General features: G+C 36.2%; 14 protein-coding genes. 11 read left to right on the forward strand and 3 right to left on the reverse strand.

Annotation, left to right across the window (positions count from 1 at the left end; genetic code table 11):
• Positions 1–2 precede the first annotated feature (2 nt).
• The 4 genes from SFA27_RS04520 to SFA27_RS04535 all read left to right on the forward strand — a co-directional run bounded on the left by SFA27_RS04520 (position 3) and on the right by SFA27_RS04535 (position 4,482).
• Positions 3–1,742, forward strand: coding sequence for an OstA-like protein (locus SFA27_RS04520; protein ID WP_407296628.1), 1,740 nt, complete (start codon positions 3–5; stop codon positions 1,740–1,742).
• A 95-nt stretch (positions 1,743–1,837) separates the two neighbouring features.
• Positions 1,838–3,013, forward strand: a complete 1,176-nt coding sequence (locus tag SFA27_RS04525) for an aspartate aminotransferase family protein (RefSeq protein ID WP_407298160.1) — start codon at positions 1,838–1,840, stop codon at positions 3,011–3,013.
• Positions 3,014–3,201: 188 nt separating this feature from the next.
• Positions 3,202–3,588: an START-like domain-containing protein gene (locus tag SFA27_RS04530; RefSeq protein ID WP_034696870.1), complete on the forward strand. Its 387-nt coding sequence runs from the start codon at positions 3,202–3,204 to the stop codon at positions 3,586–3,588.
• 78 nt (positions 3,589–3,666) lie between these two features.
• The gene (locus tag SFA27_RS04535; protein WP_407296632.1) at positions 3,667–4,482 is read left to right on the forward strand and encodes an aminotransferase class IV; all 816 of its coding nucleotides are present in this window, start codon (positions 3,667–3,669) and stop codon (positions 4,480–4,482) included.
• An 85-nt stretch (positions 4,483–4,567) separates the two neighbouring features.
• Here SFA27_RS04535 and SFA27_RS04540 read toward each other — a convergent pair whose 3' ends face one another.
• Positions 4,568–5,149, reverse strand: a complete 582-nt coding sequence (locus SFA27_RS04540) for an N-acetylmuramoyl-L-alanine amidase (protein ID WP_047378876.1) — start codon at positions 5,147–5,149, stop codon at positions 4,568–4,570.
• Positions 5,150–5,250: 101 nt separating this feature from the next.
• Positions 5,251–5,799 carry a YqgE/AlgH family protein gene (locus SFA27_RS04545; RefSeq protein WP_047378875.1) on the reverse strand — a complete coding sequence of 183 codons (549 nt, stop codon included), beginning with the start codon at positions 5,797–5,799 and terminating at the stop codon, positions 5,251–5,253.
• Positions 5,800–5,823: 24 nt separating this feature from the next.
• Here SFA27_RS04545 and pdxH point away from each other — a divergent pair, with 24 nt between their 5' ends.
• On the forward strand, positions 5,824–6,465 hold the full coding sequence (gene pdxH / locus SFA27_RS04550; RefSeq protein ID WP_047378874.1) for a pyridoxamine 5'-phosphate oxidase: 642 nt from the start codon (positions 5,824–5,826) through the stop codon (positions 6,463–6,465).
• A gap of 276 nt (positions 6,466–6,741) precedes the next feature.
• Here pdxH and SFA27_RS04555 read toward each other — a convergent pair whose 3' ends face one another.
• Positions 6,742–7,032: an HU family DNA-binding protein gene (locus SFA27_RS04555; protein ID WP_002976900.1), complete on the reverse strand. Its 291-nt coding sequence runs from the start codon at positions 7,030–7,032 to the stop codon at positions 6,742–6,744.
• A gap of 399 nt (positions 7,033–7,431) precedes the next feature.
• Here SFA27_RS04555 and panD point away from each other — a divergent pair, with 399 nt between their 5' ends.
• The 6 genes from panD to SFA27_RS04585 all read left to right on the forward strand — a co-directional run bounded on the left by panD (position 7,432) and on the right by SFA27_RS04585 (position 12,115).
• The gene (gene panD / locus SFA27_RS04560; RefSeq protein WP_002976902.1) at positions 7,432–7,782 is read left to right on the forward strand and encodes an aspartate 1-decarboxylase; all 351 of its coding nucleotides are present in this window, start codon (positions 7,432–7,434) and stop codon (positions 7,780–7,782) included.
• Positions 7,783–7,785: 3 nt separating this feature from the next.
• The gene (locus SFA27_RS04565) at positions 7,786–8,868 is read left to right on the forward strand and encodes a lysylphosphatidylglycerol synthase transmembrane domain-containing protein (protein WP_407296638.1); all 1,083 of its coding nucleotides are present in this window, start codon (positions 7,786–7,788) and stop codon (positions 8,866–8,868) included.
• Positions 8,869–9,045: 177 nt separating this feature from the next.
• Complete coding sequence (locus tag SFA27_RS04570; protein ID WP_047378867.1) at positions 9,046–9,621, forward strand: TerD family protein; 576 nt, start codon at positions 9,046–9,048, stop codon at positions 9,619–9,621.
• Between the two features lie 28 nt (positions 9,622–9,649).
• On the forward strand, positions 9,650–10,327 hold the full coding sequence (locus tag SFA27_RS04575; RefSeq protein WP_407296640.1) for a TerD family protein: 678 nt from the start codon (positions 9,650–9,652) through the stop codon (positions 10,325–10,327).
• An 88-nt stretch (positions 10,328–10,415) separates the two neighbouring features.
• Positions 10,416–11,054, forward strand: coding sequence for a vWA domain-containing protein (locus SFA27_RS04580; protein WP_407296642.1), 639 nt, complete (start codon positions 10,416–10,418; stop codon positions 11,052–11,054).
• A gap of 17 nt (positions 11,055–11,071) precedes the next feature.
• Positions 11,072–12,115, forward strand: coding sequence for a TerY-C metal binding domain-containing protein (locus SFA27_RS04585; protein ID WP_407296644.1), 1,044 nt, complete (start codon positions 11,072–11,074; stop codon positions 12,113–12,115).
• The last annotated feature ends 4 nt before the right edge of the window (positions 12,116–12,119 follow it).

The raw sequence follows: 12,119 nt of genomic DNA on the forward strand, positions 1-12,119 counted from the left end.
TAATGAGAATAATCCTTTTTCTGTTAATCTTTATTTCTACGCTAAGCTTTGCGCAGGATAAAACTCCTGTGAAGAGAGATCCCTATTTGCAGACTCCTTCACCGGCTCAGCCCAAACAGGTGAGACCTGAAGATAAGGTAAAGATCATCCATGCGGACGAGATCAAGAAAAACCCTGAAAAATATGACGGGAATCAATATTTTACCGGGAATGTTCAGATTGAACATCAAGGCTCCATTCTTACAGCAGATGAAGTAGTTCTGTATAATGAAGAGAACTTTGTAAAAGCAATAGGCAATACAAGACTTCAAAATACAGATGGCTCTGTAATCACAGCAGGAGAAATGGAATATGATGCCAATACTCAGAAAGGTGTTGCCAGAAAAAATGTGGTCTTAACCGATCCAAAACAAACAATAAAAACAGATATTCTGTATTATGACAGACTGGCTAATCAGGCTTATTTTAATACAGGAGGAACAATCTCGGATGGCCAGAATGTAACCTACGCTAAAGTAGGAACATATTTTCTCAATACAAGAGTTGTAGACCTTACAGGAAATGTGAAAATTGAAACGCCTCAATATATCATTGAAGGACCCAATATCAAGCAGAATCAGAATACAAAAATTGCTGACTTTTTAGGCCCTACAACCATTACCAGCAAAACCAATCCAAGAAACAGAATCTACACTGAAAAAGGAACTTATAAAATGGATTCCAAGGAGGCTTATTTAACCAAAAACTCCAGAATCTTTTATAACGAGAAAATCCTTACCGGTGATGATATGTACTATAATCAGATTACAGGATTCGGTAAAGCAACAGGAAATGTAACCCTTGATGATCCAAAGGAAAGAAGATATATAAAAGGTGGTTACGGAGAGATCTTTGAGAAAAAAGATTCTGCCATGATGACGAAAAATCCTTATGCAGTAAAAGTGATGGAAAAAGATTCCATCTATTTTGCATCAGAAAAAATCATCTCTTATCAAAGGCCGGATTCACTGGATGTTAAAGTTAAGAAAAGCTACTTAAGAGCCTTTAAAAAAGCCCGTATTTATAAATCAAATGCACAGGGAAGAGCAGATTCCATTGCCTTCAATGAGACAGATGGTGTCATGCATATGTATACCAACCCGATTCTTTGGAGCGGTGAAAAACAGGTAACCGGTGATAAAGTAGAAGCTTATTTCAATACCAAGACAGAAGATATCGACTCATTAAAAGTTATCGGAAATGCTTTTGCTATTAGCAAAGTAGACTCCCTGAACCTGAAAGATGAATTCAATCAGGTAAAAGGAAAATTCATGACGGTTTACTATGAGAAAAATGATATTAAAGAAGCAAGAGTAGTAGGAAATGCCCAGTCTATTGTCTATGTAGATGATACCGATCAGGAAACCAAAAAACCGGAAAGAATAGGAATTACCCTTTCTACCTGCGGAATTATCGGAGCATTATTTGAAGAAAGAGCTCTGCAGATTATCTCGTGTAGCATTGGTGCTGTTTCAGATACCTATCCGATGAGTAAAATAGAACCTGGACGAAGGAAATTTCCCGATTTTAACTGGAATACCAAAGACCGGATCCGAAAATGGCAGGATATTCTTGTAGATACTCCAAACAACGAGGAAATACAATACACTGCTGATAGTGAGCTCTTCGATAAAGCTCAAAAAGCGATAGACGATGAAAAAGCTAAAGAAGAAGCCAAAAAGCCTAAACGAACCAGAAAATAATATAAAAGACCAGTATTCACTGGTCTTTTTTGCGGATTAATTTTAACGTTTAATGAATCTTTTATAGCTTTGCTGAAATTTTGGAGACAATGGAAATGCAAAAATATTTTTTTATATATCAGGCTCAAACCACAAAATTTGCTGCAGGTTTTGAAGTTGAAAAAGCAGAAGGAAGCTATATTTACGGAACAGACGGAAGAAGATATCTGGATTTTGTAGCGGGAGTTTCTGCTAACACTTTGGGACATTCACATCCTAAGGTTGTAAATGCCATCAAAGAACAGGCAGATAAATACCTTCATGTAATGGTGTACGGGGAATATGCGCAGGAAAAACCCATCGCATTATGCAGACTGCTTGCAGAAGCTACTCCGGAGCCTTTGGAAGTTACCTATCTTGTGAACAGTGGTGCTGAGGCTATTGACGGAAGTTTGAAGCTTGCAAAACGATATACGGGAAGAGAAGAAATTGTTTCCTTTAAAGACTCTTACCACGGGAATACGCATGGTGCTTTAAGTGTTTCAGGAAATGAAACCCATAAAAGAGAATTCCGACCTTTACTGCCGATGGTTTCTTTTATTGAATTTAATAATGAAAAGGACTTCGATAAAATTACGGAGAAAACAGCTTGTGTTATCCTTGAGACTATTCAGGGAGCAGCGGGATTTTTGGTTCCCGATAAGGACTATCTGATCAAATTGAAAAGAAGATGTGAAGAAGTAGGAGCACTTTTGATTTTAGATGAAATTCAGCCCGGATTTGGGAGAACAGGGAAATTATTCTCTTTTGAACACTTTGGAATCGTTCCGGATATCCTGGTGATGGGTAAAGGAATGGGAGGAGGAGTTCCTGTAGGAGCTTTTATGAGTTCCAGAGAAATCATGGAAAGCTTATCACATTCACCAAAGCTGGGGCACATCACTACTTTCGGTGGAAATCCATTGATTGCAGCTGCAAGCTATGCTACTTTAAAGGAAGTACTGGACAGCGGATTGATGAATGAAGTAGAAGAAAAAGAAAAACTGTTCAGAGAACTTTTAGTTCATCCAAAAATTAAAAACATTAATGGTAAGGGTTTAATGCTTGCTGTAAATCTCGGAACTCCTGAATATACATTGGAAGTAGCCAAAAAATGTATGGAAAGAGGATTGGTAGTTTTCTGGCAGCTGTACAGAAATGAGTACCTGAGAATCTCTCCACCTCTTACATTGTCTAAGGAAGAAATAAGAGAAGGATGTCATATTATTCTTGATATACTAAACGAAAATTAAAGATAAAATCTCTTCTTTCCGGAGAGATTTTTTTATGCTTTACATGGCAAGTTTAACCATTAAAAATTAATAGAATAAGGATTTAAATCCTGTGATAAATATCATACTGATTCTTTAAAAAAGTAATTGTTTTTTTGCGTAATAAAAAAATTAATTTATATATTGCGGGACGATAAAACAAAGATTATATGGCGAAACATAAAGTCCATTACGAATTTCCAATGCACTGTTTATCAGAGATTTTATATGAATATCTGGCAACTGCAGAGGGATTGTCTGAATGGTTTGCGGATGAGGTAACAGAGAAAGGCGATGATTTCTTTTTTAGCTGGGGTGGAGGACCTGCTGAGAAGGCCACTTTGATCAGATATAAGCCTGAAGGTTTCGTGCGTTTCAGATGGGAAGAAGATGAAGGAACAAAAAATTTCTTTGAAATGACGATCACAATTGATGATATTACAGAAGATCTGGCTTTAAATATTACAGACTTCTGTGAAGAAGGTGATGAAGAGGAAAATGCAATGTATTGGGAAAATCTTATTGAGAACCTGAGAATAAAACTAGGTGCGGCATAATACTGGGCTATATTAAATGATAAAACTGATGAACGATTTATCGTTCATTATTTTTTTGTAAATAAATCACATCAAAAATTGGAAAATCAATATTTTACATCAGACGAGTTAAATGTAAAGAACAGAGCCTTCCTTTGGGGCGACTCAGTGAAAGTTTCTTTCTTTGTAAGAAATGGTGGATTGATCATGGACGAAGAATGCTATTTTTTCCTGATGGCTTCCATGAGAAAGATGAGAATGAATATTCCTTTGACTTACACTCTGGAGTTTTTTCAGACACTTTTTCAAAAAGAAATTATTGAAGGTAAAGGAGTAAAGAACGGAATTATCAATTTCCAGGTGTTCAGAAATAATGACGGCACAACATTGGCAAAATCTTCTGTTTCCTATTTTTACGAAGTTTCAGAAATGGCAGATGTGCTGGCAGTTCATCAAAGACCTTTAGAATTGGATTTGATTAAAGAAATTAACGTTAATAATAACCTTCTGAGCAATATCAGAGTTCATTGTCCGGAAAATATCTACGGGGCGATCTATGCTCAGGAAAATGACCTTGATGACGTTATTCTTCTGAACCCGAATAAAAGAATAGCACGTACCACTGCAGGAAATCTTCTTTTTTTAGAAGGTGACGTTATTAAAGTACCAAAGCAGACTGAAGGAGCTTACATTTCTCCTTTGATGGAAAATTTTGTTACTTTTTTACATAAAAATAACCTTGCTGATATTCAGGAACATGAGATTATTGCATTTGAATCTCAGAAAGCTGAAGAGATTTTAATGATTTCTGAAGAGAAAGGTATATTTTCTGTAGGTAAGATAAGAAATAAGACTTTTGAAAACTCTCGTTTCTCAGAACTGGTAGAAAGCTGGAAGCAAAGTTTTAATCAATAAAAATTGACAAACCCGGTAAACAACAAAGTTCCAGAAGTCCTTTACCGGGTTTTATTCTGAGTAAATCAGAAATTGTTTTTTTTATTTAGTATTCGTTGATGATTTCAACAAATTTCTGTGCGATTTCTTTCTGCCCTTTTTCACTTGTTATATAATTCCTATTTTCAGAATTATTGATGAAACCAAGTTCTACCAATACGGCAGGTGCTTTAGTTTCTCTTAAAATGTGAAGATTGCTCTCCGATATTTTACGGGCATTGAATTTCTTGTAAATTTTTCCGGCTAATTCCTTTGAAACATCAGAATTCTGAGTATAAACTTCGAATCCGTTATCAGATCTCTCCTGTTCAGAAGACGTGTTGACATGGAGTGAAATAACCATTTCAGGATTAAGTTTATTGATCTGAGCTGTTCTTTCGGAAAGAGTAGGATAACTGTCAGAATCCCTTGTCAGAATGATTTCATATTTATCCTGGCTTTCATTGATCTTTTGGATTTCCTTAGCAACGCTTAACGCTATATTTTTTTCACGAATTTCACCATGTGTAGCCCCAAAGTCATTTCCGCCATGACCGGCATCTATGACAATGTATTTTTTGTTAATTGGGCTGAATGATAAAAAAGCGGTAGAAAATATTGATAAAGCAAGTAATGTAATACCTTTCATATCAGTGATTTTAGTTTTTCAAAGAACGGAAAAACTTTCTTTAAAATTGGTTAAAGGAATCTTAAAGTTTGTTAATTGTCTGATTTACATGAAAATGGCATTTAATTCAGTGAAATATCTTCAGGCGAATTGGCCCAAAGAAGAAATTCTCCCCCAAGGTTCTGCATAATAGACTTCCAAAGAGTCTGATCGTTTGGAAGCGTATAATCAAGATTATAAACATCCACTACTGTCCACATTTTTCTTTGAACTTCAGTATCAAGCTGGCCCGGAGACCATCCGGAATACCCTGAAAATATTTTGATGTTCTCAATATCCAGTTCGCTGCTCAAAACAGCATTGATGATACGTTCAATATCTTCTGTAAGATAGTATTCATCTGTGATGTCTGTATAGATCTCAGTAACTCTTTTACCTTTTACAATAAAAAATACTTTGTCGTTTTCCACAGGACCTCCATCATATACCTCAATTTTAAAGTCAAAAAAATCTTTGAACTTGCTGCTCATCTGGCTGTTCTTTTTATTCAGTATCAAACCAAATGCACCACTTTCATTATGTTCAATAACCAACACTACCGATCTTGAAAAAATATCGCCGGAAATGTCAGGTGTCGAGATTAATATTTTACCTTTGTATGAGTGATTCATACTCAAATTTAATAAAAAATATTTATGGAAAACCTGCACGACAAAAGAAAAGTGTACGAGAAATCCCAACTTATTGAAAGTGAGATAAAACAAAATCCAATTGAGCAGTTTAGAGACTGGTTTTTGGAGGCTAGCGAGAGCCCGATGATCTCAGAATCCAATGCTATGGCTGTTTCCACAGTAGAGGAAGACGGTTGTCCGAGAACAAGAATGGTCCTTCTTAAAGCATATACCCATGAAGGATTTATTTTTTATACCAACTATAACAGCCGAAAAGGAAAAGCAATAGAAAGCAATCATAAAGCATGCCTGCATTTCTTCTGGCCTAATCTTGAAAGGCAGATCATCATCAAGGCAGATCTTGAAAAACTGGCAGAAAACTTAAGTGATGGTTATTTCCATTCAAGACCGAAAGGAAGTCAATTGGGAGCGGTGGTTTCTCCACAGAGCCAGGTGATTCCCAACAGAGAATTTTTAGAAGGGAAATTAAAAGAACTGGAAAAGGAATATGAAAATACTGAGGTTCCAAGGCCTTCCAATTGGGGCGGATATCTGGCAAGACCTTATGAAATTGAATTCTGGCAGGGAAGGCCCAACCGTCTTCATGACAGGATTATTTATCAGCTGGAAGATCTGGATTGGAAAATTTCAAGACTGGCACCGTAATGGGAAGATTAGAGGTTAGAAACTAAAAATTAGAGCTTAGTGATGGTGTTTTTAAATATGATGCTGTCATCCTGAAAATATAAACTTTGTAATATCAATAGAAGCGGGCTAAAGCCCGCTTATTTGTTTACGGCAATATTATAAATGGCTTTAGCCGAAACTTAATAGTTCTTAACGGCTTAAGACTTTTTAATGGTTTAATTTCTTCCATTCACTGTTTCAAATAAAAAAGGCTGTTTCTAAGAAACAGCCCTTGAATTTTTTTAATCTGAATGATTATTTTTTCTTAGCACCTGAAACTGCATTTGATAAATCAGCTCCAGCTTTAAATTTAGCAACTTTTTTAGCAGCGATCTTGATCGGTTTTTTAGTTGCAGGGTTAATCCCTTGTCTAGCAGCTCTCTCAGCTACTGAGAAAGTACCGAAACCTACTAAAGATACTTTTCCATCTTTTTTCTTTAAAGTAGTAGTTACGTTACCAATGAAAGATTCTAAAGCAGCTTTTGCTGCAACTTTAGTGATACCTGCATCTTTAGCGATTGCGTCGATTAATTCAGACTTGTTCATAATTTTTAATATTAAAGTTAGTTCGTAATTATAGCAAATATAATACTATTTTCTAATTGTGCAATTTTTTTATTAAAACTTGTAAAATTTTTTTGCTTTTTGGTGAAATTGGTTAAAATATGATAATTCCACTTTTTACAGAAAATCTACGTTACGCGTTGCTAAAATCATGCCAAATGCTTATGTTTATTGACTTTAGCAAAAAGTTAATATTATTTCTTGTATTTATTAAATCCTAAATTAAGTGTAAACATTTAATTTTTTTAACCATATGATTATTAAATTTATAAGCAATTCTCAAAATCCTTGTATTTTATAAAATTAAACCCCTGTGTTTGTGGGAGTTTTTAAATGATACTAAAGACCTGTTTTATTAATTTTTATTAATAAATTTGCATCATGCTAATAGAAGTTTTTAAGTCTAAGATTCATAGGGTGAGAGTAACAGCCTCTGACCTTAATTATATAGGAAGTATAACAATAGATGAAGATCTTATTGAAGCTGCCGGTTTGGTGGTAGGAGAAAGGGTCTATATTGTGAATGTGAACAACGGGGAACGCTTTGATACGTACGTTATCAAAGGAAAAAGAAAATCCGGAGAAGTATGTCTGAACGGGCCTGCAGCAAGAAAAGTACAGAAAGATGATATTATCATTATTATTGCTTATGCACAGATGACCCCGGAAGAGGCTAAAGACTTCCAACCGAAGATCGTTTTCCCGGATGAAAAAACAAACCTTCTTACATAGTACATGGAGAAAACATCAAAAAGTCCCGTAAAATCAATATTAACAATAGTAATATCGCTTGCTTTTGCAGGCTTTTTTTTATGGCTTGCCTTAAGAGGGCTTGATTTTAAAGTGATTCAGAAGTCGCTGGCGAAAGCAAATTATTTATGGGTGCTGTTGGCATCCGTATTTGGTCTTCTTGCTTATTGGTTCAGGGCTATTCGCTGGAATCTGATGCTGGAACCTATGGGATACAAAATTTCAAATTCCAATTCCCTTTGGTCAATATCATTTGGATATCTGATGAACCTTACCATTCCGAGAAGTGGGGAAGTGGCAAGAGCTACGGCTTTATATGGAGTTGAGAAGGTACCTGTAGATAAATCTATTGGGACCATTATTTTGGAAAGAGTAGTGGATCTTATTTGTATGGCAGGTTTTTTAGTTCTTACAGGAATTTTTAAATTTAAAGCAATTCTTGCTTTCTATCATTTTGTAATGGATAAGAAGGATGAGAAAGAAGAGTTTGTTCCCAACTTTTTTGAGAGGCAGATGATGAAATTGGGGATAAGTGACTTTGACTTGTTTTATTTATGCATTAAAATTGGTCTTGTAATATTGGTTTTAATTGGTTTAGGCCTTCTTTATAAATATAAAAAAGAGAAACTTATCAATTTTGGAAAAGGAATTCTTCAGGGGTTAACTTCCATCTTTAAATTAAAAGAAAAAGGAAAATTCATCCTTTATACACTGGGAATCTGGATTTGTTATTATTTAGCTGCTTATCTGGTTTGCTTTGCACTTCCTGAAACATCTGCATTTACCTTTGCAGACGGCTTCTTTATTATTGTTGTGGGAACTTTGGGAATGATAATTCCTGCCAGTGGAGGTATCGGAGCTTATAACCTTGCTATGAAGTATGGTTTCATGGCACTCTTTATCTCTGTGGGAAAAAGTGCTGATTTTGGTGGTGAAATGGGGCTTACCTATTCCTTTATTTCTTTACCGTTACAGATTGTTATTATGCTGGTGATGGGGTTGATTTCTATTCCTATGCTGGCAAAAGCAAGAAATGCTGCCGTTTCGGATAAGGAATTTGAAAATTAATTTAATACTCTTTTTTACAATACAAGGTTCAATTTTTTAATTGAACCTTTTTTTATGGTGATTTGTGACTTAAATAGCTTTAATCGGGCTCTATAGATCATTTTTTCCTAAATAAATTTGGTCAATTCATAAATCACTTCTATCTTAATGCGAAAAATAATCATAATATAAAACACTATGGCAATTAATTTACAGAAAGGACAAAAGATCGACATAGGATTGACTAAAATGACGATTGGATTAGGTTGGGATCCTAATGAAGGAACCGGCTACGATTTTGACCTGGATGCTTCCGCAATCATGATTGATTCTGACAGAAAATTAGTAAGCGAAGAATATTTTGTTTTTTACAATAACCTGAACTCTCCGGACGGAGCTCTTACCCATACAGGCGATGATCCCAATGGTAAAAACAGTGATGGTGACGATGATGAAGCAATCGTAATAGATCTTGATAAAGTAGATTCAAGAGTGGAAGAAATTCTTTTCGTAGTAACCATAGAAGATTTTGAAAGAAGAAGACAGAATTTCGGACAGGTAAGAAACTCCTATATCAGAGTTGTGGATAATCATTCCAATCAGGAAATTGCAAAATATGAGTTGGATGAAGATTTTTCCATTGAAACCGGTGTAGAGTTCGGGAGGTTGTATAAAAGAAACGGAAGCTGGAAGTTTGAAGCATCGGGAATAGGATACAGGGCAGATCTTGGTTTTTTCCTGGAGAAATACTACAAAGGACAAATTATTAAATAAAAACACTCAAATACACAAAACTATAACTATGGCAATCAATTTACAGAAAGGACAAACGATAGATTTAAGAAAAAATGACCGCGGAGAAAGTGTTTATGATCTTTCAAAAGTAACCATCGGATTAGGATGGGATGTAAGAAAACAGGGCAGTGGGTTCTTTGGGAAGCTGTTCAGTAAAGAAGCCGAATATGACCTTGATGCAGTAGCATTTCTTTTAGATGGCAATGGGAAAGTAGCCAATCTTGGAAGAACGGTACAGACCAATGACGGAAGACAGATGGGGCTATATCAGGGAGATGTGGTTTTCTTCAATTCTATGCAGCATCCAAGCGGAAATGTATGGCTTACAGGGGATAATAGAACCGGAGCCGGAGATGGGGATGATGAGCAGATTATTGTAAGATTGGATCAGCTGGACCAGAGTTATCAGAAAATTGTATTCCTTGTTACCATTTATCAGGGAAAAACCAATAACCAGCATTTCGGAATGATCGAAAATGCATTTATCCGGGCGGTAGATGCTACTGGAAAAGAAATTACAAAATACAGCCTTTCCGGAGATTCAAGTATGAACGGAATGTGTGCGATGGTTTTTGCAGAAGCATACCGTCATAACGGAGACTGGAAATTCCGTGCTGTAGGTGAACCGCATCATACAGATAACTTTATAGATATTCTGAGACAGCAGTACGCTTATTCCAATTAGGTTCTCAAATTTTATCAAACCACAATAAAAGCCGGCGGAGGAAGTCAAAGACTTCCAAGCCGGCTTCAGAATTAATATTTGTCATATAATGAGCAGGAGATTATTAGCTTATTTTTTATTAGATACCTCAGGTTCTATGAATGGTGAACCTATTCAGGCACTGAATAATGGATTCAACGGATTGATCAGTATGCTTCGCGCAGATCCACAGGCGATGGATAGTCTGCATCTAAGCGTTATTACCTTCGATAGAGAAGTTCAAAATATTATTCCTTTAACAGATCTGGCCAGTTTTTATCCCATGGAAATTACCTGTCCGGATAGTGGCCCTACACATACGGGAGCTGCATTGGAAATGGTTTCCGGATTGGTGCAGAAAGAAATTGTAAAAGAATCGGCAGATGCAAAAGGAGACTGGCAGCCATTACTTTTTATATTTACAGATGGAAAACCTTCAGATATTCAGAAATACAGACAGATGATTCCTGTAATCAGAGGGCTGGAGTTTGGCGCTATCGTAGGCTGCGCTGCCGGCCCGAAAGCTGATGAACAGTTTTTGAAAGAACTGACGGATCATGTGGTAAAACTGGATACTACGGACGCTATTACCCTTTCCTCCTTTTTCAGGTGGGTGAGCTCTTCCATTACACAGGGAGGGCATTCACAAAATACGGGAGAAAATATTACATTGCCTCCACCACCATCGGAGCTTAATATTATTATTTAAAAAATCGTCTTTACAACATGAGAAGGCTGCCTATTTATTTTTTAGTAGACATCTCCGAATCTATGGTTGGAGAACCTATTGAGCAGGTACAGGAAGGTATCGCTAATATTATCAGAGAATTAAAAAAAGACCCATATTCACTTGAAACCGTTTATATTTCTGTGATAGGTTTTGCAGGAGAAGCGGAAGTGATTACTCCATTGCAGGATATTATAAGCTTTTATCCACCTAAAATCCCAATCGGGAGCGGGACATCACTTTCCCAGGGTTTGATCAAAGTAATGGATTGTATCGACAGGGATATTGTGAAGACCACTTATGAAAGAAAAGGAGACTGGAAACCTATCGTTTTCCTGTTTACTGACGGAGTTCCCACTGATGATTCCACCAAAGCTATTGAGAGGTGGAATAACAAGTACAGCGGGAAATCCAATACAATTGCCGTATCTATTGGGGAAAATACAAATTACAAACTTCTTGGTTCATTAGCAGATAATGTATTGCTGTTTAATAACTCTGATGAGAATTCCTACAAAGAATTTTTCAAATGGGTAACAGATTCTATTAAAACAACCAGCCAGAGTGTAACGGAAGCCAAGAAAGAAGGAATCAATCTTTCTAAGATCGATTCTCTTATTCTCGAGAAAGTAGACCCTGAAATGGAACAGAGATTTCCTGACAACAATTTTGTAGTATTAAACGGGAAATGCCAGGAAACAGAGAAGCTTTATCTGATGAAGTTTAAAAAAGCATTTGCAGAATCAAGCATTCCCGGAATGGCAACAAGATATTATCGACTGGACGGGGCTTATAAAATTGATGAAAAAGCGTACTACAGACTTTCTTCCAATCAGAAAACTCACCTTAAAATCAATATAGAAGAACTGGACGGTGGTACTTCATGTCCTCACTGTGCCAATCCCATTGCATTGGCCACCTGTTCCTGCGGTGGTATTCACTGCCTTAGAGGAGAAGGATACAGCAAATGTCCATGGTGTGGAACTTCAGATTATTACGGATTTTCAGGGGGCGGATTTGATATTAACAGAACTTTGGGATAATGAT

The organism is Chryseobacterium sp. HR92, from assembly GCF_045689405.1.
Classification (GTDB): domain Bacteria; phylum Bacteroidota; class Bacteroidia; order Flavobacteriales; family Weeksellaceae; genus Chryseobacterium; species Chryseobacterium viscerum_A.

Coding starts and splice junctions, on each gene's coding strand:
- SFA27_RS04575 (WP_407296640.1), top strand. CDS start 9,650: ATGGCAATCAATTTACAGAAAGGACAAACGATAGATTTAAGAAAAAAT.
- SFA27_RS04520 (WP_407296628.1), top strand. CDS start 3: ATGAGAATAATCCTTTTTCTGTTAATCTTTATTTCTACGCTAAGCTTT.
- SFA27_RS04585 (WP_407296644.1), top strand. CDS start 11,072: ATGAGAAGGCTGCCTATTTATTTTTTAGTAGACATCTCCGAATCTATG.
- SFA27_RS04565 (WP_407296638.1), top strand. CDS start 7,786: ATGGAGAAAACATCAAAAAGTCCCGTAAAATCAATATTAACAATAGTA.
- SFA27_RS04525 (WP_407298160.1), top strand. CDS start 1,838: ATGCAAAAATATTTTTTTATATATCAGGCTCAAACCACAAAATTTGCT.
- SFA27_RS04540 (WP_047378876.1), bottom strand. CDS start 5,149: ATGAAAGGTATTACATTACTTGCTTTATCAATATTTTCTACCGCTTTT.
- SFA27_RS04570 (WP_047378867.1), top strand. CDS start 9,046: ATGGCAATTAATTTACAGAAAGGACAAAAGATCGACATAGGATTGACT.
- pdxH (WP_047378874.1), top strand. CDS start 5,824: ATGGAAAACCTGCACGACAAAAGAAAAGTGTACGAGAAATCCCAACTT.
- SFA27_RS04545 (WP_047378875.1), bottom strand. CDS start 5,799: ATGAATCACTCATACAAAGGTAAAATATTAATCTCGACACCTGACATT.
- panD (WP_002976902.1), top strand. CDS start 7,432: ATGCTAATAGAAGTTTTTAAGTCTAAGATTCATAGGGTGAGAGTAACA.
- SFA27_RS04555 (WP_002976900.1), bottom strand. CDS start 7,032: ATGAACAAGTCTGAATTAATCGACGCAATCGCTAAAGATGCAGGTATC.
- SFA27_RS04530 (WP_034696870.1), top strand. CDS start 3,202: ATGGCGAAACATAAAGTCCATTACGAATTTCCAATGCACTGTTTATCA.
- SFA27_RS04580 (WP_407296642.1), top strand. CDS start 10,416: ATGAGCAGGAGATTATTAGCTTATTTTTTATTAGATACCTCAGGTTCT.